Here is a 24891-nt window from a genome sequence, read left to right on the forward strand (position 1 = left end):
AAAGGAGTCTAACCTCACCTTGAAAGTGGGGTTTTTTTGTTTCTTTCGGGTTTTCGTAACAGAAAGTACACAAAAAAAGAATAAAAAGTTACAAAATTGACCACTTTTTCAGTCGCAACCTGATATGATATTAAGTGAAAATAGGCTTGTTTGCAGCATATATTGACTTTTTCTATATAAAAAAAGAAGATGGAAAGAAGGGGAAAAGTCAAAAAAATACACCAAAGGAAGGAACGGGGCATATGTCTTCAGAGATAAAGGAGTTTTATTCTAATGAAACTGTAGAGTTGGAGTTTAGTCATGAAAACTTGATTGAATTGCTTATTCATTCACCGCGAGTTAGTTGCGAGTATCGGAAGCTCAGAAAAAGAAATATAGTCAATCCGATTGCAAACAACGAAGTGTATTTTTTATCGTCAGGCATAATGGTTTTAACAAAAACAGATTTTCCCATTAATATTAGAAAAGCTAGTGAATTTGTTGGGTTAGAGAGAATCATTTTACAAGAGGACGGTATAAGTGAATACAGGGCAATTGTAGATTGTGAAGTTATCGTTTTTCAAGTTGGAGAAGTTTTGATGGAATTGTTTAGCCATCAGGAAGGTTGGTTATTTTTAGCAGTAGAAATGCAGAAACAAATTAAGTTTCTAACGAATCGGTATTTACTAATGCAGGAAGATAGTTTTTCAAGGTTAAAAGCAACCTTTTTTGATTTGGCTTCAAGATTTGGAACAAAGCAAGATGAAACCTACATACTACCAAAACAATTTAATAAAAAATTTATTGCAGAATATGCTGGCCTCAGCCCTAGTTCAGTCAAAAATGTAGAAGTTAGTTTGAAATCAGAGGGATTTATTGAAATTGCAGACAAATTTTATATTGTCAACTTAGAAAAATACTGCTCAAAAAATGTGTTTTCTTAGGGGGATATAAATGGCTGATGTAAGCAAATTGATTGATTCGAGTTGAGTCAATCAGAAATAAAAAATAGGGAGGAAAAATGTTAATGGTAGTAAAGGGATTTTTAAAAAGAAGTGGGAAAATTGTTTTAGCGACGGTGTTAATTGGGAGCTCGTTAATTGCTTTTTCGCCTGTTTCAGCGTTTGCTGATGAAGCAGTAGCGAATAGAGTGGCATTGACAGCAATACCGGCTGATGCAACTGAGGTAGCGACATTTGGGGAATTAAGAGCAGCGCTACTAGATGCAAATGTTACAAATATCAAGCTTACAGCAGATATTAGAGTAACTTCAAGCTTTAACTTTTCTTCACAAAAGAATTTGTATGGTGACGGGCATACGATCGACATGAACAACTACCGAATTGGAATTTCCAAAACTAAATTACTGAATCGTGTTGAAGGGATAACGATTACAAATCAAAACATCTATCCGCTATTTTGGTCCGAAAGTTCTGAAGTAACTGTGACGTATAAAGACGTCAACTCTTCAGGGGCGCAATTTATTTATAATGCGCATGGAACAACCATTTTGGAGGGGAAAATTACGGCAAATTCTACGAGGGAAGAAGTATATCAAGGGGATAAACTTCTTGTTAAATCAGGAGCGACTGTTAATTTCACTTCCCAAACGAGTTCTCCAGCATTACGAGTATACGATAGCGTAAATCAAGAGGCAAATTCTGATTTTAAAGTGACTTCAAAAGATATTTCGCTTTACGGACATGACAGCGATACAAAAATCATCGTTGCTGGAAGCATGGTATTAAAATCCACAGATGAACAAGCGATTTATACAGCATGGTCAAATGCCGAAATGACGGTTGTAACAGGTGGTAAATTTCAGGCTACATCAGGGGAATTAACTGAAGAAGGAATTTCACTTACAAATGGAAACTTAACTGTACAGACAGGTGCAGACTTTGTTGTAACCTCTCCGGGTAGGCAAGGGACCGTACAAACAAGTGGTAAATTAGTATTTGAGAATGGTTCTAACTTTCTAATCACAAATACAAATGCTGTAGGGTCTGTTTTTGCCAACTATTCTAGAAGTTCGACAAATATCAACATTAATTCCGATAACGGATTATCAACTTGGGATGCGGGATTAATTAATAGTGCAAAACCGACTCATAATTACTATGATTTTAAAACAGCAACTTTTGATTTGTCTGGATGGGATCGAAGTAATCTTAACCAGAAGAATTTGACTTCGAACAGCTCGGACTTCAAGGCGCAATTTGTCAGTAAGACAACCGCTAAAATTAGTGGTGGTAGTTATGCTTTAACAAATATCGCAGCAACGACTATTGACAGACTGACAACGGATTCTACAAATATATCAGGCACAGCAGAGCCAAATGCAACTATTGAAATTAGAGTAAACGGTGAAGTAATTGGAACAGGAAACTCTGACTCAGAAGGGAAATATAATCTTGTAATTCCTAGACAAGTTATTGGAACTGAAGTTACAGTAGAGGCTGTGGCAAAAGGTAAAACATCTAGTGCTTCAACAAATGTTCAGCAAGGTAGAGTGTTAGCAGAAACAACCATTGATGATGTGACAAATAAATCTACAGTTGTTTCTGGAACAGCAGAACCAAATGCAACTATTGAAGCAAAAGTAGGCGCGGAAGTAATTGCTACAGGAACAGTTAATGCGGATGGACAATATAGTTTAACTATTCCAGCGCAAAAAGTAGGCGTTGTTGTTACGGTAAACGCTATGGTTGACTGGCTTACATCTTCTGCATCTACAACAGTAACGAAAGAAACAGAAGGGACGATAACCATTACAGATCCTTTCTATATTGGTTATGATGAGGCTATTAAATCCACAGTTAGTGGTGATGTAGCGAAAGTGTATCTTCAAGTTGATGGTACAGACTACAAAGCCATTTCAGCTGAAGGAAGTTTTGAATACTTGGTCGAACATGAAATTACAAGTTTGTCACAAGAAGTATACCTTGTGGCAGTAGATGAGTCAGGCAAAGAGTTATCTCGTGCAAAAGTAGAGCTTAAAGATGGCGATTTATTAAGGGGCTCTGTTTCAGCTGATGCATTTATTGTTGGAGTGAGCAATTATGTAGCGGGTACTTACGAAGGTTCAATCGCAAAAGTGGCGCTTGTTGTTAATGGAACGGTTTATCCAGCGGTAGGTGTAGTCGGAGAAGATACTTTCCAATATTATGCAAAAGATAAAATTACAAGTCTCACTGATAATGTGGAGGTACTCGGCTATAATCCAGAAGGGAAATTAATTTACAGGACAGCTGTTTTAATAAACGGTCCCGGTAGCATTCAAGGGACAATCACAGAAGATTCTAGTGATTACATTATGATAACAGATTCCTATATTAGGGGAACTTTCACAGGAGGAGTTAAATATATTTCGCTTGTTGTGAACAATATGGAATATGCAAAAGTGGGAGTAATTGATAGCATAAACTGGCAATACTATGCAAAAGACAAAATTACAAGCCCAAATGATACTGTTGTTATAAGAGCATATAATGCGGCGGGGGCGCTCGTTGATGAGGAAAGAATCAATGTTTTACAAGAACCAAGAAAAGAAACAACGATTACTCCAGATGCTTTTACACTAAAAATTGATAGCTATGTGAAGGGAAAATTTACTGGAGATGTAAAATATGTTGCACTAAAAGTTGGCGACAAAACATATAGTAAAATTGGTGTCATGGATGATTCTAACTGGAGATATTATGCGAAAGATAAGATTCTAAGTACAGATGACCAAGTTACTATTATAGGTTACGGTTTGATGGGGGAAATAATCGTACAAAATGATGTGGAAGTAGAATAAAAATTAGTAAGAGAAGCATAAATTGTACAGGATTTATGCTTCTTTTTATCTGTAATTTGCTTTATATACACATCCGATGTAATTATGGACATTTGTAACGAATTTGTGAACTCAAGAAATTTCGAATAATCAAAAACCGGATTATTCGTAGAGAATTTTACGAAAAAAATAAAAAGGCACAATTTTCCGTGCAAAGCAAGAAAATACGCCGAAAGATCAAGGTTGAAAAAACAATTAGAAGCGGTTTTTAGCAGATGATTTTCAATATAAATATTGCTTTTTAGTAATTAGTAGATAAGAAAACTTGTAACAGAAAATACACAAAAAACAAAGGTTAATCGATAAAAATAGCTTTTTTTCTGATTTTAAACTGATATGATAATTAGTGAATTAAGAATTGCTAAAAGAAGTACTCGATTTTAGGAAAAGTATTAGCTTAGTTTTGAGTATGTTAATTCAGAAAGGATTTGAGTTGTACGATTTTCATTTAGGTAGCTTTGTTAAAGTAAGAACATGTCGATTAAAGCACTTTCACTAATAGATGATAACGTTCAAGTTACTGAAAAAAACGAAAATTCTGAAAAGCGTTCTGGTTAGGAGGGTGAGAAAAATGCTTACTGAGATTAAAGAACTGTACTCCAATGATGCTGTAGAATCAAATTTTAATCAACAAAATTTGATGAAATTGCTCATTCAATCTCCACAAGTGAAACATGAATATCGGAAAATGAAGAAGAACCATGTGATTAATCCAATAAAGAGCAATGAAATTTATTTTTTAACATCAGGGATTATAGTTTCACAACATCAGGATTTCCCCATTAGTTTACAGCAGACAAATGAGTTTATTGGGTTGGATACTATTATTTTGCAAGGGGATTACGTCGATAATTATCGACCAATTATAGATTGTGAGGTAATTGTCTTTCAAAAGTCTGAAGTACTACTGGAATTGTTAAGTCATCAAGAAGGTTGGCTCTTCCTAGCATTAGAAATGCAAAAGCAGAATAATGTTTTAACGAATCGATATCTATTAATGAACGAAAATAGCTTTTCAAGACTTTCAGCTACTTTTTTTGAATTAGCTTCAAAATTTGGTGTTAAGCAAGATGATGCTTATATTCTTCCAAAGTATTTTAGCAAAAAATTCATTTCGGAATACGCAGGTCTAAGTCCCAGTTCTTTAAAGAAAATGGAAAGCCTTTTAAAAGAGGAAGGGATAGTAGACTTTGTAGACAAAATTTACATTGTTTATTTAGAGAGATATGCGAACTCCGAAAAAGCGATTTACAACCCAAAGGTTTTACAAAAGTGGTTGGAAAAAGAACAGTAGAATGCAGTTGCGTAAGCATTTTTTTTATTTTAGTTATGAGTTTTAAATGTTTTGTGCAAGTGGGCTACTAATCAAATAGTTGCCGCTTGCAAACAATCTATCAAAATTTTTGATGGATTCTACAAGTCACTAGAGTATTTGGATGATGAAGTTTTCATCACTCGTTTTAGGAAATAATTTAGAATTGAAGGAGTTAATTTAAACTATGAAAAAAGTTTTACTAGCAGTTTTATCAGGCACATGTGCGTTATCTTTGGTAGCTTGTAGTGCACCTGCAAAAGATGAAGGTAAGGAAAATAACAAACAAGAGTCAGTGGAAAAGAAAGCTTCTGCAACTTATCCAGTGAAAACAGTAGATAATGTAGAAATGAAAATTGAAAGTATTGAAACAACAGAGAACGGTAAGGGCGATAAAAATATTGTTCAAATCAATATGAACTTTGAAAATGAAAATGCTACGCCGTGGGGTGTTGGTGGTAGCGAATTTATTATAAAAGACGGCGATAAAACTTACACAGTTATTCCTGATGCAAATAATATCGGAACAGATATCGAAGCGAATAAATCTGTTAGTGGTGCAATAAATTTTGAATTGCCAAAAAGTGTGAAATCAGGCGATTTATCCTATAAACCAGTTACTTTTGGCAAAGAAAAGCCTAAAGTACTTGCAACTTGGGAAATTTCCATTCCAGACAACAAATGAGATTAAATCTATGAGGAGATGATCGTTTGAAAATCGCAGTAATTGGTCTTGGCTATATTGGTTTGCCCACCGCGATAATGTTTGCTAATCACGGACAAGAAGTGGTTGGAGTAGATGTTAAAAAAGAAGCTGTTGATATGTTAAATGAAGGGCGTCTTCACCTTGAAGAACCAGGGCTTCAAGAAGAGCTAGATAAGGCATTATTATCCGAGCGTTTTAAGGCTAAGCTGGAACCAGAGGCAGCAGATGTTTTCATCATTTCAGTTCCAACACCGAATATTCCTGATGAATATCTTTCTTGTGATTTAACACATGTGAAAGACGCGGTAAATAATATTCTTCCTTTTCTTGAAAAAGGAAATGTGGTTATTTTAGAATCTACAATTGCCCCGCGTACAACAGAAGATGTAGTAAAGCCGATGCTAGAGGAGGCTGGATTCATTGTTGGTGCAGATGTGTTTTTAGTTCACTGCCCAGAACGCGTTTTACCAGGGAAAATTATTCATGAATTGGTATATAACAATCGTATTATTGGTGGGCTTACACCTGCTTGCATAGAAGCAGGAAAACACGTGTATGGTTTGTTTGTTCAAGGGGAACTTATCGAGGCTACAGCAGGTGCTGCGGAGCTCTCGAAACTCATGGAAAACACGTATCGTGATGTAAATATTGCTCTTGCTAATGAACTTGCAAAAATTGGTGATGCACTTCAAATAGATGCGCTTGAAGTTATTCAAATGGCGAATAAGCACCCGCGTGTTAATCTACATTCACCAGGTCCAGGCGTCGGAGGGCATTGCTTAGCGGTGGATCCATACTTTATTGTAGCGGCAACACCTGAAAACACACCACTTATTCAAAAGGCGCGCGAAATTAATAATCAGATGCCGCACTTTATTTTAGAAAAAGTGAAAGAGTTTATGAACTTAATTGACGGTCGAAAAATAGTCGTATGTGGAGTCACTTATAAAGGTGATGTGGACGATATTCGTGAAAGTCCAGCTATTGAAATTGTTCAATTATTAAAAGATGAAACCGATTTTGAAATGACTATTTTTGATCCACATGTGCATAAGCCGTGGATTGAACCAAACTTTGAGGAAGCTATTTCAGGAGCTGATTTAATGCTTGTTTTAGCCGATCATAGTGAGTTTAGAATGATAGTAGCTGAACAGCTTGACGGAATGAATCAGAAAAATATTTTTGATACGAAAAACATCATTTCAGAGATGGCTGATGCAAGGGTTTATAACATGGGAAGCTTATATAAGATGAAAAGGGATAATAAAAAGTTAGTTTCAATTGTTGAATAAAGACAGGAGGAAACAATGGAAGATACATTAAGCCTAAAGCAGCTATGGGACCTTTTGAAAAAAAATAAGTGGCAAATTTTTATTAGTACTTGCGTATGCACACTTTTGATGACAGGCTACCTTTACTTTTTAGCAATCCCAGTCTATAAGAGCGAAACAGAAATATTAATTAATCAATCAGTTCCGGAAAACTCACTTGTAGAGTCGAAAGACGTTCAGGCAAACTTGCAACTTGTAAATACGTATGCCTCGATTATAACGAGTCCACGTATTTTATCAGAGGTTTCTCAAAAAATGGACGGAAAATATTCGGAAAAAAAATTGGAACAAATGATTACAGTTAACAGCACGGCGGAGTCACAAGTTATTCAAATTAATGTCGAAGGAGAAAATGCAAAAGATAACGTCAAAATTGCAAATGCGACAGTTCAAATTGTCAATAAGGAAATCCCTGAAATAATGAATATTGACAATACTTATATTTTGTCACCTGCCGTTTACGATTCAGACGCTGCTCCTATAAAACCGCATAAGAGTTTATTAATTGCTATTTCAGCTGCTGTTGGAATGATTATTGGTGTCATTATTATGTTTGTCCGCAATCTCTTTGATCGTTCTATTAAAACAACTGAAGATGTAGAGCAAATTTTGGAGCTTTCAGTTTTAACTGTTATCACTGAAATGAAAGAAGAAGATTTACGAGAACGAAGCAATACTAGAAATAGACGCAAGAGGAAAGGATAATGTCTGATGCACAATAATCAAATGAACAGAAGAAAATTGATTGTTGAAACAAATCCTAATTCGCCGATTACGGAACAATTTAAAACTCTTCGTACGGGTATTCATTTTTCATCTGTAGATAAAGAATATAAGTCGATTTTAGTTACTTCTCCTGAGCCTGAAAGTGGAAAATCTACCATATCTGCTAACCTAGCTATTTGTTATGCGAAGCAAGGAAGTAAAACGCTTTTAATTGATGCAGATATGCGGAAACCAACGGGACATAAAACGTTTGGAATTAGATTTAATATTGGCTTATCGGACTTGTTAACGGATAACGAAATCCAGCCAGAGAATGTTTTTCATGAAACTGAAATTGAAAATTTAATGATTTTAACGAGCGGAACGATACCGCCGAACCCAAATGAATTACTAGCTTCTAAAAAAATGGGGCAATTATTAGCAAGTTTTGCTGAGGAATTCGATCAAATTATTATTGATACACCTCCAATTTTAGCTTCATCAGACGCGTTAGTTTTAACCCCTTATGTAGATGGCGCAATTCTTGTTCTTCGTAGTGACAAAACGCTTAAAGAACATGCGAAATTGGCGGTACAACAGCTTAAAAACACCCAAGTATCAATTATTGGATCGGTCTTAAATTATGTGAAAAGCAACAAGAATAATTATTACTATTATAGTTAATGAAAGGAATCGAGATGGAGTCAATTAAAACAGTGGCAAAGCCCACTACAAAAACAACTATGAGATTTTATCCAATTGCCAAGCGAGTTATAGATTTTCTTGGTGCAAGCTGCGGTCTGTTTCTGTTAACACCACTCTTTATTTTATTATTTATCCTCATTAAACTAAGCGATTTAAGAGCACCTGTTTTTTTTAAGCAAGAACGTATTGGTAAAGATGGTAATCGCTTCATGATGTATAAATTTCGTACGATGATTCCGAATGCCGAAGAAAAATTAGCCGAGTTACTTGAACATAACGAGGTTGAAGGCGCGATGTTTAAAATGAAACATGATCCGCGAATCACTAAATTAGGAAGATTTTTACGTAAAACAAGCATTGATGAATTACCACAATTAGTAAATGTTTTAAAAGGCGACATGTCTTTAGTTGGACCACGTCCGCCGCTTGAACGAGAGGTTGAGGAGTATTCAAAAAGGGATTTAGGACGTTTAGCGATCACGCCAGGTTGTACAGGATTATGGCAGGTCAGTGGACGTAATGATGTTAGCTTTTCTGAAATGGTGAATTTAGATTTGCACTACATTCAACATGTCAGTTTTTCACTAGATATGAAGATTTTGCTGAAAACGGTACGCGTGATTTTTGTGCCGAATAGTGCTTATTAATTCAAGAGGAGAAGCAGAAATTTATGACTCGTATGTTTTTATTAGGAAGCTACGTGGATGCTCTAACAATGCAAGAAACTTTGGATAAAATTGAAGAGATTGTCCACGAAAAAAGACCAGTGCAGCATGTTGTTATTAATGCCAGTAAAATTAATTTAATGGCGGAAAATAGCGAACTTGCAAAAATTATAAATGATTCGCCGCTTATCAATGCAGACGGACAGTCAATTGTCTGGGCGGCAAACTTTTTAGGAAAACATATACCTGAAAGAGTTACGGGTATCGATTTATTTGAAAAATTAGTTGAGAAAAGCGCAGAAAAGGGATACCGAGTTTTTTACTTTGGTGCAACCGAAGAAGTGGTGCAAAACGTTGTGCGGATTCATCAAGAGAAGTTTCCAGCACTACAAATTGCGGGGTGCCGAAATGGTTATTTTGATGATGCTGAGTCGGAACAAATTGCGCTTGATATTCAAAAATCACAAGCAGATATTGTATTTGTTGCTTTTTCCAGTCCAAAAAAAGAATTTTGGATTCGGGAGCATATTGATACGATGAAGGCTCCTTTTGTTATGGGCGTGGGAGGAAGTTTTGACGTTATTTCGGGTTTGACAAAGCGGGCACCGGAGTGGATGCAGAAAACTGGCTTGGAATGGTTTTACCGTTTTGCTCAGGAACCGCGTCGCATGTTTAAGCGTTATTTTGTGGGAAATTTAAGCTTCATGAAGAAAGTGCTGAAAGAAAGGCGGCATAAGTAATGCTTGCAATTGTATTTTCAATACTTAACTGCCTTCCGATGCCTAATCGACTTGCAGCTGGACGCTTATTGCGCAAGCTTAAGAACAAAGTTGCTAAATCGCTATTTGGAAGTTGTGCAGAAAATAGTAACTTACGACCAAATTTAAAATTAAGATATACGAAAAATATTCATATTGGAACGCGTTCATCAATTGGTGATAACTCGCGAATCATTGCTGCGGCACCAGTTCATATTGGTGATGATGTTTTAATGGCACCTGAAGTAGTCATTTTAACGGAAACGCATTGTATTGACGGGACGCAGAAAATTCTAGATAGTGGAACAGAAAAAAAATCTGTTTCTATCGGCAATGATGTTTGGATTGGGACTCGTGTCACGATTTTAGCGGGTGCAGAAATTCCGAATGGTTGTGTTGTAGCCGCTGGGGCAGTGGTTCCGGCGAAGAAATATCCACCATATAGTATTATTGGCGGAGTTCCGGCGAGAGTGATTCGTGAAGAGAGATAAAAAGGGAGTGAGGCACATTGAAAGTGATTCGAAAAATCGATGTGCCTTCTTGTTAGTGTGCAGTTTTCTAAAATTTAAAATAAAAAAGTTTACTAAGTTGTTGCAAAAATATTTTGAAAAGGAAATTAGACATGAAAATACTTGTTATCGCCAACATGTTTCCATCTAAAGAATACCCGTCATACGGCATTTTTGTGAAAAATCATGTGCATATACTTGAAAATGCATCAAGTGAAATTGATACGGTTACAATGAATAAAGAGTTAAACAAGTGGAAAAAGCTTTGGAATTATATTGTTTTTTACTTCCGTATTTTCTTTACTTTATTGTTTAAAAAATATGATGTAGTTTACTTGCATTACGCTTCTCATAGTGCGATTCCCATTTTATGTGCGAAAGCTTTAAACCGTAAAATTAATCTTACTGTGAATGTTCATGGTAGTGATGTGTTTCCGGAAACCCGGATTCAAGAACGGTTGCAATCATGGGTGGCAAGGTTATTAAAACAGGCGAATCATGTTGTTGTGCCGTCTGATTATTTCAAACAAGTGGTTATAAAACGATACAAAATTGTATCTAGTGATATTTTGATTTCGCCGTCTGGTGGAGTGAATCGCACGCTTTTTGCACCTCAAAAAATAGATAAGGACGCGGACGTTTGTTGTGTTGGCTACGTGGGACGTATTGATATTGATAAAGGATGGGACGATGCTCTTCGAGGTTTTGCGCAATTTAAGCGCGTATCGAATCGGCCTGTGCGGCTTATTATGGTGGGGAATGGTAAGGAAAACGAGCAAAAAGAAGCGCTTATTCAGGAGCTCGGGCTTCAAGATGATGTGCGTTGCTATACTTTACTGCCGCAAGAGGACTTGGCCGCACTTTATAACGAAATGGATGTTTTTGTATTTCCTAGTCGGAGAAAAGGGGAGAGCTTGGGACTTGTTGGCATCGAAGCGATGGCGTGTGGAGTTCCGGTGATTGGTAGTCGTATTGCGGGAATTCAAGGGTATTTGATTGAGGGAGAAAACGGTTATTTCACGGAGGTTGGTAGTGCTAGTTCGATTGCTGAAAAATTGGTGCAATTTAGTTCAATCAGTGAAGCAGAAAAACAGGTATTGAAGCGCAATGCCTTTCATTCTGCGACAGCATATGATCAACAACTGGTTCAAGAGGAAATGGTGAAATTGTTGCCAATCCTAGCGAATTAACGGTCAGGCGGATGACAAAGGTAATCTTTGCTATCCGCCTGATTTTTTATTTCGTGTAAGTTCATAATTTGCTACAGTTACCTGCTAAAGTGTTTCGTCGTCTTTTTGATACTCTAAAATGTCGCCGGGTTGGCAGTCAAGTGCTTTACATATAGCTTCTAAGGTTGAGAAGCGGACGGCTTTTGCTTTGCCGTTTTTTAGAATGGATAAATTTGCCATTGTAATGCCGACTTTTTCGGATAGTTCTGTAACGGACATTTTTCGTTTGGCGAGCATAACATCTACATTTATAATAATGGCCATAAAATCACCTCATATCGTTAAATCATTTTCAGATTTGATGGAAATCGCGTTTTGTAGTAGCTTCTCAAGAACAGCCGAAAAAATGGCGATAATAAATGCGGCGAAAATGACCACGATTCCGATGAAAATAATTCCGGGCGCATCTGTGATGTTGGCTGCCATGTAGAATAGTGGTAAGGTGAGTAAATATAGGCCACTAATTAGGAAAGCAGAAAACTTGATTTTAGTTAGATTTTTAACTGCAAGGGTTGAAAAAGCCTTGTTTTTATCAATTAAAAGTAGCAGTTTGAATGCTTGAACTACGGCAATGAAAAATGGAATGGCACTCAAATAAATGCTGATGAAAGCCATATAAACAAAAATTTGATTGTTTGGAAAGGTCTGAAGTGCCCCGATAATCAGGCGAGGCAGACCGACAAATGCAAGCGCCAATACTGGAATACAGAGAACAATAATGACGAGCTTTAAAAGTAAAGTTTCTCTTTTCATACTAAATACCTCACTACTTTTAGGATTAGTTTTAGTATAAAATAAAATTTGTTGTTTTTCAACAAAAAATTATTGTTTTATTTTACGTTCGGTTAATAAAATGGATAGGCATAATAAAATTAAAAGGATGACGAAAAACAAGCTACTGCGTATGAAAAATTGGATGGGGACAAAACTTAGTGCAACGTAAAGGAAAAATGTGGCGGTACCGAGTATTAGCCAAAGCTTGCCTAAGTAGCGATGCGCTCGTTTGAAGGCTTCTGGTGATTTTAAACTCGCTTTTGTCCGGTAGCTGAGGGCTTGGTTTTGATTGGTTGGGGTGAAAAAATAAAAATAGGCGCCTAAACCGATGAGTAGCAAGGGGACTACAAAGTCTAACATGTGATCGCTCCGTTCTTAATGAAAATGATTCTCAATTAACCTTTGAATTAAAAGGGATTTTCTAGTACAATAAATATACCAGAAAACACGGGGAGGAAACTATGAAAAAGGCATATTTTGGACTGGTTTTTATCGCGATTTTATTTCTTGCTGCTTGTGCGGGGGCTCCTGAGTCGGCGGAGAAAGAGACTCCTAGCGAGGCGAAAGCGGAAAAAGCAGTTTTAACGATACATGATATGGCGGGGCGGACTGTCACGTTTGATACATTACCGAAGCGAATTATTACGCTCACAAATTCAGATATGAACATTGTTTATGCGCTTGGCGGGAAAGTGGTTGGGCGGCAAACGCAAGATGCGAGTGGTGTGGAACCGGACGAAGCGAAAAGCGCTACGGAAGTTGGGAATACACATGATTTAAATTTGGAAAAAATTGCGGCGCTTGCGCCTGATGTGATTGTGGCGAGTTCGGAGCAAAATTTGAAGGATGTACCAGCGCTTGAGGCAATTGGGGCGAAGGTTATTTTGACGGGCGCGAATTCGGTTGATGAAATTAAAACGCAAACGGAAGTGCTGGGGAAATTGCTTTCTGCGGAGGCGAAAGCGAAGGAATTGAATCAGATGCTAACCGAGAAGGAAGAGGCAATTCAAACGGCGCAAGCGGGGAAGAGTGTCCGGGCGCTTATGATTTTAGGGGCACCGGGAAGCAATTATGCGGCTTTGCCGACATCGCTTAGCGGAGATACTTTGCGAATTGCTGGCGGAATTAATGTTGCGGAAAACTTAAAGGGCGTGGAGAATTTTCCACAGTACGCGGCACTTAATATTGAAAAAATTGTTGCGGAAGATCCGGAAGTGATTTTCTTAATGATTCACGGTGGGGATGAAAAAGAAACGGAAGCGGCTTTTCGAAAAGAAATGGAACAAAATGACGCTTGGAATTCGACTACGGCGGTAAAAAACGGCCACGTCATGGTGCTCCCGGCTGATTTGTTTGGAACGAATCCGGGTGTCCGAATTGACGAGGCGCTTGATTATATGACTCAGAAATTAAATCAGGTGGCGAAATGAGTGCGGCGCATGATCCTAGACGAAGACGCCGTTTGATTTCGCTTGCTGTTGTTCTAGTCCTTCTAATTGTGGTTTTCTTTTACGGTTTGACGACTGGTTCGGTGGGTCTTTCGTATTCGCAAGTTTGGCATGTTTTAACGGGTGACGGCGACACGCTTTCCAACCAGCTCGTATGGAATTTACGCTTGCCACGAATGCTAATTGCCTTTTTAGTTGGGGCGGCGCTTGCGATTTCAGGCTGCCTACTTCAAGGCGTTATGCGAAACCCGCTTGCTGATCCAGGCGTTATCGGTGTATCGGCGGGCGGAGGCCTTGTTGCCATCATCTTGACAATCGTTTTCCCTACCTTATCGGGTTTCGTCCCGCTTGGTGCATTTTTAGGCGCATTTGGAACAGCCCTTTTAATCTACATCGTGGCTTGGGATAAAGGGGTTTCACCGCTGCGCGTGATTCTATCTGGTGTGGCGATTAATGCGTTTATTACGGCGATGACCTCTGGCATTATGGTGCTTTACTCGAATCGTGTGCAGAGTGTGATTTCATGGATGACGGGCACACTTTCGGGGAAAAGTTGGTATCACTTGGAGATGATATTTCCCTACATGGTGGTCGGATTTATCCTTAGCATTTTTGCCATCCGCTCATCCAATGTGCTCATGCTCGGCGACGACGCGGCGAAATTGTTAGGCTATGCGGTTGAAAAGCATCGTTTCTTCATTATCATGTTGGCGGCATTTTTGAGCGGCGTGGCAGTCAGTGTGGCGGGCCTAATTGGCTTTGTCGGCCTAGTTGTCCCACACATTTTTAGATTGATTATTGGGAATGATTATAAATATTTACTGCCGATGTCGGCGCTAGGCGGTGCCGTTTTGGTGGGCTTTGCGGATACGGCGGCGCGAAGCTGGTTTGGCTCGATTGAGCTCCCAGTGGGGATTTTACTTGCGATGATTGGCGCGCCGTTCTTCCTCATTCTATTACAGAGAGGGCGTGTCACTTCATGAAAATAGACATTGAAAACCTTTCTTTTTCGAGAAAAAAGGATTTTGCGATTCGCGATTTGTCGCTGCAAATTGAAGAAGGAAAAATAACGACGCTTGTTGGACCGAATGGGTCGGGAAAATCGACTATCCTTCGACTAATGATGCGCCTTCTCGAACCTAAAAGCGGCTGTGTCATGCTTGATGGAACTGATTTGGCGTCGATTAGCGCGAAAAAATTGGCGAAGGAAATGACGATGCTTTCGCAGGCACCAGACGGCCTTTTAGATGTGGTGGTGCACGATTTAATTGCCTACGGGCGGATGCCGCATAAAGCGTGGCTGAGTACTGGGCTTACTACGGAAGATGAAACGGTAATTCGTTGGGCGCTTCAGGTATGCAATTTGGAGCACCTCGCTTATCGGCCGCTTCACACGTTGTCAGGCGGCGAGCGGCAGCGAGCGTGGCTTGGTATGGCTTTGGCGCAAAAGACGCCAATTTTATTGTTAGATGAGCCGACGACATATCTTGATATCGCGCATCAATTGGAACTTTTGGATTTGCTTACGAAATTAAATCGCGAGTACGGAATGACGATAGTGCTTGTTTTGCATGATTTGAATCAAGCTGCACTTTATAGTGATCAAATTTTTGCTTGTACAGATGGTGCGATTGCTAAAACTGGTACGCCTCATGAGGTGTTTACGACGGCACTTTTGGAAGAAATTTTTCACATAAAAGCAGATGTTTCAGAAGTTGGTGATAAACTATCGATTCGGCCGGTTTCGTCTACGCGTTTCTCATCATAATTTTAGATTAGAATTTCGTGAAAAAGCTTCCTATCTGTTAAAAACTTGATATAATGAAGAGAGAAATTTTATGTTATAATGTATAAATTGGGTTTTACGGGAGTGTTTGGGGGCAAAGTAAGGGATTGTTTTGTTAACCAACCAGTTAGGAGCGTAAAGAATGAACCAGCAAAATAAAATGGCAGGGCGAATTGACTACGGTATTATTTTAACTTTAATGTTGCTCTGCTTAATTAGTTTAATATCGATTTATAGTGCGCAGATTACGAATGAGCAGTATGATACGAACTTTGTGATGAAGCAAATCGTTTGGTACGCGGTGACAACATTTGCGATCGTTGTGATGATGCAACTTGATTATGATAGGCTGACAAAATGGGCGTATTATTATTATGCGCTTGGTATTTTCCTGCTTGTGTTTGTGCTTGTTTTTGGTAAAGAAGTAAAAGGTGCGAAAAGTTGGATTATCATTCCATTTTTGGGAAGCTTACAGCCGTCGGAAGTTGTTAAAGTTATTATTATTATCGTTTTAGCGAAGGTTATTATGGACCATAACAACAAGTTTAAGGTACATACGATTAAGTATGATTTTTGGTTGATTGTGAAGATAGGACTTTTTGCAGCGGTCCCGCTAGTGCTTATTATGATGCAACCGGATTTAGGGACGACACTTGTTTTTATTGCGATTATTGCGGGAATGATTCTCGTTTCGGGGATTAGTTGGAAGATTATCGTACCACTGTATGGTGGGATTATCGCGCTTGGAACAGCTGCGATTTGGATGGTTATTTATCATCAAAATTGGCTCGTTAAGATTGGCTTTAAGCCATACCAATTTGATCGTATTACGACATGGATTAATCCGGAAACTGATCCGCAAGGTGGCGGTTATCAAGTGCTGCGTGCGATGACGGCCATTGGTTCTGGGCAGATTACCGGGAACGGCGCGGGATATGATGCGATTGCGATTCCAGAAAACCATAATGATTTTATTTTTACGATTATCGGTGGTGACTATGGCTTTGTAGGCGCCAGCATTTTACTTGCGCTATATTTCCTGCTCATTTATCAAATTATTCGGGTGGCACTTGATATTAATGTTCCTTACTATTCTTATATTTGTACGGGTGTTGTCATGATGATTATGTTCCACGTTCTTGAAAATGTTGGAATGAATATCGGTTTACTGCCTATTACAGGGATTCCGTTACCATTTATAAGTTACGGAGGAAGTGCACTACTCGGAAATATGATGGCGATAGGTCTCATTTTATCCATTCGTTTTAACTATCAAAAATCGATGTTTGAAATCGAAAGTAAGATGGTAAATTAAGCTGAATCATTTAGATTCAGCTTTTTTCTTAAATATATATAGTAAAAAGGAGCGGTTTTGATGGGGGAATTAGATGGGAGATGTCTTTGTGGGGCTGTGAATGTGACAGTGAATTCTAAAGATCATGACATTCATGCGTGTCATTGCGAAATGTGTCGGAAATGGACAGCTGGACCGTTTTTGAGCATTAGTGGTGGTTTGGACGTGATTTTTTCGGGGGAGGAAAATATGACGCGCTTTTCTTCGTCGAAACTTGGTGAACGTGGGTTTTGCAAGACGTGCGGTTCGACTTTGTTTTGGCATAATGTGAAATCAGGCGAGTATTTTATGAACTCGGAACTTTTTGTTTTGGAGGACTTTAGGCTTGTAAGTGAGATTTATATTGACTGTAAGCCGGATTATTATAGCTTTAGCGAGGACACGAAAAAGTGGGCGGAAGAAGAGATACTAAAAAGTTAAGGGGATTTTTATGTATGCGCTTTCTTTTTTGCGCTGCTTTTAGCCAAAAGTTGTGTTGGACTTGCTTTTTTATTTGTGATTTTGGGGAAAATGGACTATGATAGAAGTAGATTTAGGTGGGAAGGGAGTAGCGATTGTGATAGATTTTTATTGGTACCCGAAGTGTTCGACATGCAGAAAAGCAAAGGCTTGGATTGAGGAAAACAAGGTGGAGGTTAACCAAATTGATTTAATCGAAAATCCGCCGACAGCGAATGAATTAAAAGCGCTGTTTGAAAAAAGTGGTTTGCCGCTTCGCCGTTTCTTTAATACAAGTGGAATCAAATACCGTGAACTCGGTTTGAAAGATAAGTTAGATGAGATGTCTGAAGAGGAAGCGTTCAAATTGCTTGCTTCTGATGGAAAATTAATTAAGCGTCCGCTTACGACGGACGGGAATAAGGTAACACTCGGCTTTAAAGAAGAAGAATTTGAAGCTGCTTGGAAATAAAATTGCGCTGTTTTATTAAAAGGAGGAGTTTTTAAAATGAGTTTACCAAAAGATTTATTGTATACGGAAGAACATGAATGGGTGAAACAAGACGGTGATACGTATATCATTGGCATTACAGACTTTGCGCAAGACCAATTGGGCGATATTGTTTTTGTTGAATTGCCAGAAGTTGGCGATAAAATAGAGCAAGGTGACTCTATTGGAAGTATTGAGTCTGTTAAAACGGTTTCTGATTTTTATGCACCGGTAACGGGGGAAGTTGTAGAGGTTAACGAAGGCTTAGAAGATGAACCAGAACTTTTAAACAGTGATACATATGAAAAAGGTTGGATTTTGAAAGTGAAAAATGTATCTGCTGAACAAATTGATGCGCTATTATCAAGCGAAGATTATGAAAAAGTGATTGAGGATTAAATTTTCGAGCCAACCTTGTATGAGGTTGGCTTTTTAGGAGGTAAATATGATTCAGTTTGATAAGAACGACTTGGCGCGCTTTTTGGAGGAAAAGAAAAGTGGCTTTTTTTATTTTTATACGCCTTTATGTGGTTCTTGCGGGCTTGCTGGGCAGATGATTGAGCTTGCGGAAAAAAGTGCGGGTATCGAAACGTATGCGTTAGATTTAAATCTTTCGAAAGAATATGCGCCATGCTTTGAAATTGAAGCGGTACCGGTTTTAGTGCGGATTGAACGTGGTGAATTTGTGGATAAAACGTATACTTTGCATAGTGTTGTCCCAGTTTTTAACTTTTTAGAAAGTTTCCCAGAGTAAAAAAAGTTTCATCTCTGATATAGAACTGGTTAACACTAAAAAGGTTGCTGTAGACCCATTTAACTTCGATATGATACACTTATTCAGGTGTTTGATAAGTGAGTGTTTGGGGGCAGATAAGATGAGTCACAATAATTTAACAATTTTATCCGTTATAAGTAATTTTATTATTGTTGTTTTAAAATTAATCGTTGGTTTTTTGACGGGATCGGTGGCTGTTATTTCGGAGGCGGTCCATTCATCGATGGATCTTTTTGCTTCTGTCATTACATTTTTCTCAATTCGGATTGCGGGGAGACCTGCTGATGATGACCATCCGTATGGGCACGGCAAAGCGGAAAATATTGCGGGTACAATTGAAACGCTGCTAATTTTTGTTGCGGGGATTTGGATTATTATAGAATCGATTAATAAATTTACGAATCCGCATGAAATTCGTCTTCCTGCACTCGGAATTGCTGTAATGCTTTTCGGTGCAGCGGTAAACATGATTATTTCTCGGGTGATTAAACGCGCGGCTGATAAGGCGAATTCTGTAGCAATGAAATCAAACGCGCTACATCTTTATACGGACGTTTTTACATCGCTTGGTATTGCAGGAAGTCTGCTACTCGTTTATTTGACTGGCTGGACTTGGCTCGATCCAACGATTGCAATTATAACCGCAATTTACATTATGTATGAGGCTTGGAAGTTGCTCAAAGAATCGTTTCCACCACTTATGGACCAACGTTTGAATAAAAAAGAGGAAGAAGAAATCAAACGTATTATTTTAGCTCACAAAGAGGATTTTATTGAGTTTCATGATTTTCGTTCGCGAAGAGCGGGTGCGGAGGAGTACATTGATTTTCATCTTGTTGTGTCGAGTGAGATGACGGTGACGGAGGCTCATGCGCTTTGTGACACGATTGAACGGGAAATTGGTGAGTTTTATTCGAAGGCACAGGTGTTGATTCATTTGGAACCGGAGGAAGAGCGACAAATGTTTAATATTTATTAAAGAAATCTCAACTGATTTCTTTTTTTTTCGTTGTGATGGTACAATGAGGGTAATAAAAATGAGAAGAGGTAAGGGACGATGACATCTATTTTAATTGCAGATGATGATAAGGAAATTGTCGACTTGGTCAAGCTTTACCTGCAAAATGAAGGATATGATATCCATCAGGCTTATGACGGGGCTGAGGTTTGGAGTTTGGTGAATAAAATTGATTTTTCACTGATTATTTTAGATATTATGATGCCGGAAATGGACGGCTTAGAAGTTTGTCGTATGATGCGCAGTGAGGGGATTTTAACGCCAATTTTAATGTTGAGTGCGAAAGCGGAGGACAACGATAAAATTATGGGGCTTTTAACAGGTGCGGATGATTATATGATTAAACCGTTTAATCCGCTCGAACTTTCTGTGCGCGTGAAGGCGATTTTAAGGCGGATTCAAAATATGCAGTCGGTTGCAGCGGACGAAACGAATAATTTAGTCATTGGTCCAATTGAAATTAATCGGGATCAGCATATTGTGACGGTTAACCAAAAGGAACTTCATTTGACGACGTCGGAGTTTGATATTTTACATTTACTTGCGAGTGAACCAGGCCGGGTTTTTAGTTCAGAATATATCTTTGAAAAAATTTGGCAGGAGCAGGCATTTGGCGCGAGTAAAACGGTCATGGTGCATATTAGTAACTTACGCGATAAATTGCGGGAAGCGCTAGACGGGGAGAACGTGATTAAAACGATTTGGGGAGTAGGGTATAAAATTGAAATTTAAACAAATGATTGAGCGGCTCGCGCATGTAATGGGTCCTTGGCAAGTTGCTTTTTTTGCGATAATTTCATGGCTTCTAGCGGGCGTTGCGCTCCAGACGATTTTTTTGTGGGTGCAGTCGATTCGTGATGAGTCGGTGGTGCTTCGTGGTTTAAGCGATTCATTTATGGATTTATTTGGACGAGGAAAGTATAACAATGTGGTGGAGTCGCCGGTGGTTCTTTTGGCGAAATATATCATTACGCTCATCATGGCGTTACTTATTTTCTATATTTTTTACCGGTTAATGCGTCAACGGAAACTAAAGAAGCAACTGCGCACAATTAACTATGCGCTCGGGCTTGACCGTCCAGTTGATACGAAGAGTCTTGTTCCAGAAATTCGCGAGCTGGAAATGAACATTGAGAAAATGCGCTCACGTCAAGAAAATTTAATGAAACAGGAGCAAGAAGCGCAGCAAGCGAAAAACGATTTAATCACGAATGTATCACATGATTTAAGGACGCCACTCACTTCAATTTTAGGCTATTTAAGTTATATTCACGATGATCGTTACCGTGATGAAGTCGAACTCAAATACTATACCGAGCTCGTTTATGATAAAGCAAAGCACTTGCATAAGCTTATCGATGATTTATTTTCTTATACACGCTTAGAAAGTGCTGAATATACGCTGGAAAATGATCGGTTAGATATGGTCGAGCTGCTCCGCCAACTTGTCGCAGAATTTGATGGGCTTGCACGTGATAAGGGCATGGAAATCATTGAAACTTATGAGGCGGACAATTTAGTTGTGAGCGGTGACGGCAATCAGATTATGCGCCTCTTTGAAAACTTGTTTTCAAATGCCCTTAGATACGGGGAAGGCAATCAACATATCGATTTAGTTGCCCGAAAAGAAGAAGACTTTGCGGTGATTGATGTCATTAATTATGGTGAGGAAATTCCCGCGCTTGATTTGCCACATTTGTTCGACCGCTTTTATAAAGTCGATAAAAATCGTACGACGACAGGCACGGGTCTTGGCCTTGCGATTGCAAAATCAATCGTGGAACGCCACGGCGGCCTTGTGATGGCGACAAGTAAACATCATAAGACAACATTTACCGTGAAATTACCATTAATTTAAACGAGCAATTTCAAGCTCATATTGATTCAATCTTTAGCTTTTCTTTCCCATTTCTTTCCCGCGTTTTTAGCTTAAGGAAGTAAAATTTAAGCTAGGAGGGGAAAAAATGACAAAGAAAAGCTTTTTTATTATGTCGATTGCTATTTTAACGGTCATTGCTGTCTTTTATTATACTTATCAAACGAGCCCCGGATTATCCGAAAGCATTTCCTCGATACATAAATCTGAAATTTACTGTTGACAAAACAGCGTTCTAAATGTAATATGAAAAAACAGGACGCGTTTCAAGCGCGCCAATTATAATTTAATTCTTATCCAGAGTGGTGGAGGGATATGCCCGACGAAGCCCAGCAACCTAAGTAAACACTTAAGGTGCTAATTCATACAGAACAGATTGGTTCTGAAAGATGAGAAGAAAGTCGTACAACGCTAAATTCGTGCCTTTCTGCTCATGCAGGAAGGCTTTTTACATTGAGAGAAAAAGGTGAAGCGAATGATAACACTCCAAAATGTGGTAAAAGATTATGCGACAAGAAAAAATAAAGTGCGGGCGGTCGATGACGTTAGCTTGGAAATTGCAGAAGGCGAGATTTTCGGTGTCATCGGTTACTCTGGCGCGGGGAAAAGTAGTCTGATTCGACTGTTCAATGGTTTGGAACTTCCAACAGCAGGACAAGTTGACGTAAACGGCAAGGTAGTAAGCCAAATCCGCGGGAGAGAACTTCGGAAGGCTCGGCAAAAAATTGGGATGATTTTTCAGCATTTCAATTTGCTATGGTCGCGAACCGTTTTTGACAACATTGCGTTCCCACTAGAAATTGCAGGCGTACGCGGACAAAAACGAAAAAATCGTGTGAACGAACTTATCCGTTTAGTCGGACTTGAGGGTAAAGAAGATGCTTACCCGTCGGAACTGAGCGGTGGACAAAAACAGCGCGTTGGAATTGCGAGGGCACTGGCTAACGACCCAACTGTACTACTTTGTGATGAAGCGACAAGCGCACTTGATCCGCAAACGACTGATGAAGTCTTAGAGCTCCTACTAGATATTAACAAGCGTTTAAATTTGACGATTATCGTTATTACACATGAAATGCACGTTATTCGTAAAATTTGTAACCGAGTTGCCGTTATGGAGGCTGGGAAAGTGGTTGAGTTAGGCGACGTTTTAGACGTTTTCAAACATCCGAAACAGCCTGTGACGAAGCGGTTCATTGAACAAGTCACAGAATCAGATGAAACGGAAGAATTAATTCACCTACTGCTTGAAAACTATTCGGAAGGCAAGCTCGTTAAACTGCTCTTCATGAGTGAAAATGCGACAAGGCCGGTCATTTCGGAAGTCGCAAAACAACATGATGTGTCGCTAAACGTGCTTCACGGAAGCTTAACGCAAACGCAAAACGGCGCTTACGGGACGCTTTACGTGCAAATTGAAGGTAGCGACGCGGAAATTGAAAATACGATTCAGCATTTACGCGACTTGAAGATTGAAACAGAGGTGATTGAAGGATGAAGGAACTCTTCCCAGACGTTGACTGGCAACTGATGTGGGGCTACACGCAAGAAACGCTCTACATGACACTTTATTCTTTAGTTGCTGTTTTCATACTTGGTATTTTACTCGGCTTATTGCTCTTTTTAACGAATCGAAATGAAGGAATGCCTGCCAAAATTTTATATTGGATTACAGCAATACTCGTAAACGTATTCCGATCGATTCCATTCATTATCCTAATCGTGCTACTTTTACCAATGACAAAAACGCTCGTTGGAACGATTATTGGACCAAAAGCCGCACTACCCGCTTTAATTATTTCTGCTGCACCATTCTATGCCCGCATGGTAGAAATTGCTTTTAGAGAAGTAGATAAAGGTGTAATTGAGGCAGCTAAAGCGATGGGCGCAAATCTTTTCACCATCATCGGTAAAGTTTTAATTCCGGAAGCTTTGCCAGCTATCGTTTCAGGTATTACCGTCACAGCGATTTCGCTTGTTGGTTTTACGGCGATGGCAGGTGTAATCGGAGCAGGCGGACTTGGAAACGCCGCATACTTAGAAGGTTTCCAGCGAAATCAACCTGATGTCACGATAGTTGCGACAATTATCATTTTAATCATCGTATTCATCTTCCAAATCATCGGCGATTTACTCACGAAGGCAGTCGATAAAAGATAAAAAAAGGAGAGTTTAACATGAAAAAAATCTTTGGTGCAATTTTTGTTTTTAGCTTAGTTTTAGTTTTAGCCGCTTGCGGCAGTGGTTCTTCTGATAAAAAGTCATCTAGTTCTGATGGTAAGGAGTTAATCGTTGGTGCTTCCAACACGCCTCATGCGCAAATTTTGGAGCAAGCGAAGCCAATTTTGAAGAAAGAAGGAATTGAGCTTAAAATCGTCAAGTATACCGACTACGTAATGCCAAATAAAGCACTCGATGAAGGTGAACTTGATGCCAATTATTTCCAACATAAACCTTATTTAGAACTTGAAGAAAAAGAAAAAGGTTATAAATTTGCTGATGTTGGTGCAATTCATATTGAGCCAATGGGCATTTATTCCAAAAAAGTAAAAGACTTAAAAGATTTAAAAGACGGCGCGCAAATTTTACTTTCTAACAGTCAATCTGACTGGCCACGTGTTATCGGCATTTTTGTTGATGAAGGCTTGTTGACGTTAAAAGATGGCGTAAAAGCGCAAGATGCAACATTTGATGATATTAAAGACAATCCGAAAAACTTGAAATTCAAATATGATTTAGATCCAGCTTACTTGATGACTGCGTATAACAATGAGGAAGGCGATGCGGTTGCAATCAACTCAAACTTTGTAGTTGACCAAGGCTTAAACCCTACAAAAGATGCGATTGCAATTGAAAGCAAAGATTCGCCTTATGCAAATATCGTGGTAACACAAGAAAAAAATAAAGACAACAAAAACGTGAAAAAACTCGTTGAAGTTCTCCATTCAAAAGAAATCCAAGATTGGATTACAAAAGAATGGGACGGCGCTGTAGTTCCTGTTGATAAATAAACGTTAAAAGGCATTGCCAATTTGGCAATGCCTTTTTTATAAAAAATTTTAAATTTTTTTAGCCCAACTAGGGCCATTCTTTTTAAAGTGAAATGAAAATTATTTTCGTTTTATGATATTGATAAAATTATTTTTCTATAGTATATTCTATTTGAAAGCGCATACTTTATATAAAAAGAAG

At 38.7% G+C, this 24891-nt stretch carries 29 protein-coding genes and 1 riboswitch; of the genes, 26 read left to right on the top strand and 3 right to left on the bottom strand.

The genetic code is table 11. The annotated features are described in order from the left end of the window. Positions 1-146: 146 nt before the first annotated feature. The 11 genes from CFS04_RS08705 (at position 147) to CFS04_RS08755 (ending at position 11701) form a co-directional block, all read left to right on the top strand. Entirely contained in the window at positions 147-923 is a 777-nt protein-coding gene (locus tag CFS04_RS08705; RefSeq protein ID WP_244169934.1) for a Crp/Fnr family transcriptional regulator, read from the top strand. A gap of 77 nt (positions 924-1000) precedes the next feature. Further along, the gene (locus tag CFS04_RS08710) at positions 1001-3781 is read left to right on the top strand and encodes an immunoglobulin-like domain-containing protein (protein ID WP_159457889.1); all 2781 of its coding nucleotides are present in this window, start codon (positions 1001-1003) and stop codon (positions 3779-3781) included. Between the two features lie 610 nt (positions 3782-4391). After that, complete coding sequence (locus tag CFS04_RS08715; RefSeq protein WP_179946385.1) at positions 4392-5114, top strand: Crp/Fnr family transcriptional regulator; 723 nt, start codon at positions 4392-4394, stop codon at positions 5112-5114. A gap of 205 nt (positions 5115-5319) precedes the next feature. Beyond that, positions 5320-5817 carry a DUF4352 domain-containing protein gene (locus CFS04_RS08720; protein WP_088810285.1) on the top strand — a complete coding sequence of 166 codons (498 nt, stop codon included), beginning with the start codon at positions 5320-5322 and terminating at the stop codon, positions 5815-5817. 26 nt (positions 5818-5843) lie between these two features. Beyond that, complete coding sequence (locus CFS04_RS08725) at positions 5844-7130, top strand: nucleotide sugar dehydrogenase (protein WP_088810287.1); 1287 nt, start codon at positions 5844-5846, stop codon at positions 7128-7130. 15 nt (positions 7131-7145) lie between these two features. Beyond that, complete coding sequence (locus CFS04_RS08730; RefSeq protein WP_088810288.1) at positions 7146-7874, top strand: YveK family protein; 729 nt, start codon at positions 7146-7148, stop codon at positions 7872-7874. A gap of 6 nt (positions 7875-7880) precedes the next feature. Further along, the gene (locus CFS04_RS08735; RefSeq protein ID WP_088810290.1) at positions 7881-8558 is read left to right on the top strand and encodes a CpsD/CapB family tyrosine-protein kinase; all 678 of its coding nucleotides are present in this window, start codon (positions 7881-7883) and stop codon (positions 8556-8558) included. Between the two features lie 14 nt (positions 8559-8572). Further along, positions 8573-9226: a sugar transferase gene (locus CFS04_RS08740; RefSeq protein WP_088810292.1), complete on the top strand. Its 654-nt coding sequence runs from the start codon at positions 8573-8575 to the stop codon at positions 9224-9226. A 23-nt stretch (positions 9227-9249) separates the two neighbouring features. After that, positions 9250-9984: a WecB/TagA/CpsF family glycosyltransferase gene (locus tag CFS04_RS08745; RefSeq protein ID WP_088810294.1), complete on the top strand. Its 735-nt coding sequence runs from the start codon at positions 9250-9252 to the stop codon at positions 9982-9984. Then, positions 9984-10493 carry a DapH/DapD/GlmU-related protein gene (locus CFS04_RS08750; RefSeq protein WP_088810296.1) on the top strand — a complete coding sequence of 170 codons (510 nt, stop codon included), beginning with the start codon at positions 9984-9986 and terminating at the stop codon, positions 10491-10493. The genes CFS04_RS08745 and CFS04_RS08750 overlap by 1 nt, the downstream gene beginning before the upstream one ends. Positions 10494-10624: 131 nt before the next feature. Continuing rightward, complete coding sequence (locus tag CFS04_RS08755; RefSeq protein ID WP_088810297.1) at positions 10625-11701, top strand: glycosyltransferase; 1077 nt, start codon at positions 10625-10627, stop codon at positions 11699-11701. 84 nt (positions 11702-11785) lie between these two features. Here CFS04_RS08755 and CFS04_RS08760 read toward each other — a convergent pair whose 3' ends face one another. From CFS04_RS08760 to CFS04_RS08770, 3 genes are all read right to left on the bottom strand, one after another. Continuing rightward, on the bottom strand, positions 11786-12004 hold the full coding sequence (locus CFS04_RS08760; RefSeq protein ID WP_088810299.1) for a helix-turn-helix transcriptional regulator: 219 nt from the start codon (positions 12002-12004) through the stop codon (positions 11786-11788). A 9-nt stretch (positions 12005-12013) separates the two neighbouring features. Beyond that, positions 12014-12493, bottom strand: a complete 480-nt coding sequence (locus CFS04_RS08765) for a DUF2975 domain-containing protein (RefSeq protein WP_088810301.1) — start codon at positions 12491-12493, stop codon at positions 12014-12016. A gap of 69 nt (positions 12494-12562) precedes the next feature. Continuing rightward, positions 12563-12874: an SdpI family protein gene (locus CFS04_RS08770; protein ID WP_088810303.1), complete on the bottom strand. Its 312-nt coding sequence runs from the start codon at positions 12872-12874 to the stop codon at positions 12563-12565. 101 nt (positions 12875-12975) lie between these two features. Between CFS04_RS08770 and CFS04_RS08775 the strand changes: the two genes are divergently transcribed. The 15 genes from CFS04_RS08775 to CFS04_RS08840 all read left to right on the top strand — a co-directional run bounded on the left by CFS04_RS08775 (position 12976) and on the right by CFS04_RS08840 (position 24710). Further along, complete coding sequence (locus CFS04_RS08775; RefSeq protein ID WP_088810305.1) at positions 12976-13944, top strand: ABC transporter substrate-binding protein; 969 nt, start codon at positions 12976-12978, stop codon at positions 13942-13944. After that, on the top strand, positions 13941-14945 hold the full coding sequence (locus CFS04_RS08780) for an iron ABC transporter permease (protein WP_088810307.1): 1005 nt from the start codon (positions 13941-13943) through the stop codon (positions 14943-14945). The genes CFS04_RS08775 and CFS04_RS08780 overlap by 4 nt, the downstream gene beginning before the upstream one ends. Beyond that, positions 14942-15730, top strand: coding sequence for an ABC transporter ATP-binding protein (locus tag CFS04_RS08785; protein ID WP_088810308.1), 789 nt, complete (start codon positions 14942-14944; stop codon positions 15728-15730). Before CFS04_RS08780 ends, CFS04_RS08785 begins: the two co-directional genes overlap by 4 nt. Before the next feature lie 160 nt (positions 15731-15890). Next, complete coding sequence (gene rodA, locus CFS04_RS08790; RefSeq protein ID WP_088810310.1) at positions 15891-17063, top strand: rod shape-determining protein RodA; 1173 nt, start codon at positions 15891-15893, stop codon at positions 17061-17063. A gap of 60 nt (positions 17064-17123) precedes the next feature. Next, positions 17124-17522 (top strand): GFA family protein, encoded by a 399-nt coding sequence (locus CFS04_RS08795; protein WP_088810312.1) that lies wholly within the window; start codon positions 17124-17126, stop codon positions 17520-17522. A gap of 136 nt (positions 17523-17658) precedes the next feature. Further along, positions 17659-18012, top strand: coding sequence for an arsenate reductase family protein (locus CFS04_RS08800; protein WP_088810388.1), 354 nt, complete (start codon positions 17659-17661; stop codon positions 18010-18012). Between the two features lie 36 nt (positions 18013-18048). After that, positions 18049-18429, top strand: coding sequence for a glycine cleavage system protein GcvH (gene gcvH, locus CFS04_RS08805; protein WP_088810314.1), 381 nt, complete (start codon positions 18049-18051; stop codon positions 18427-18429). A 46-nt stretch (positions 18430-18475) separates the two neighbouring features. Continuing rightward, positions 18476-18784, top strand: a complete 309-nt coding sequence (locus tag CFS04_RS08810) for a thioredoxin family protein (protein ID WP_088810315.1) — start codon at positions 18476-18478, stop codon at positions 18782-18784. A 121-nt stretch (positions 18785-18905) separates the two neighbouring features. Continuing rightward, on the top strand, positions 18906-19784 hold the full coding sequence (locus tag CFS04_RS08815) for a cation diffusion facilitator family transporter (protein WP_088810317.1): 879 nt from the start codon (positions 18906-18908) through the stop codon (positions 19782-19784). Between the two features lie 78 nt (positions 19785-19862). Further along, on the top strand, positions 19863-20555 hold the full coding sequence (locus tag CFS04_RS08820; RefSeq protein WP_088810319.1) for a response regulator transcription factor: 693 nt from the start codon (positions 19863-19865) through the stop codon (positions 20553-20555). Then, a complete protein-coding gene (locus CFS04_RS08825) occupies positions 20539-21681 on the top strand; it encodes a cell wall metabolism sensor histidine kinase WalK (RefSeq protein WP_240310311.1) in 1143 nt (380 codons plus the stop codon). The genes CFS04_RS08820 and CFS04_RS08825 overlap by 17 nt, the downstream gene beginning before the upstream one ends. A gap of 106 nt (positions 21682-21787) precedes the next feature. Continuing rightward, the gene (locus tag CFS04_RS13110) at positions 21788-21922 is read left to right on the top strand and encodes a hypothetical protein (RefSeq protein ID WP_255377318.1); all 135 of its coding nucleotides are present in this window, start codon (positions 21788-21790) and stop codon (positions 21920-21922) included. Positions 21923-21989: 67 nt separating this feature from the next. Then, positions 21990-22095: riboswitch (SAM riboswitch) on the top strand. 79 nt (positions 22096-22174) lie between these two features. Then, positions 22175-23197, top strand: a complete 1023-nt coding sequence (locus CFS04_RS08830; protein ID WP_088810323.1) for a methionine ABC transporter ATP-binding protein — start codon at positions 22175-22177, stop codon at positions 23195-23197. Next, a complete protein-coding gene (locus CFS04_RS08835; RefSeq protein ID WP_088810325.1) occupies positions 23194-23859 on the top strand; it encodes a methionine ABC transporter permease in 666 nt (221 codons plus the stop codon). The genes CFS04_RS08830 and CFS04_RS08835 overlap by 4 nt, the downstream gene beginning before the upstream one ends. 17 nt (positions 23860-23876) lie before the next feature. Beyond that, positions 23877-24710, top strand: coding sequence for a MetQ/NlpA family ABC transporter substrate-binding protein (locus tag CFS04_RS08840; RefSeq protein WP_088810326.1), 834 nt, complete (start codon positions 23877-23879; stop codon positions 24708-24710). The last annotated feature ends 181 nt before the right edge of the window (positions 24711-24891 follow it).

The organism is Listeria sp. ILCC796 (assembly GCF_900186175.1).
Classification (GTDB): domain Bacteria; phylum Bacillota; class Bacilli; order Lactobacillales; family Listeriaceae; genus Listeria; species Listeria goaensis.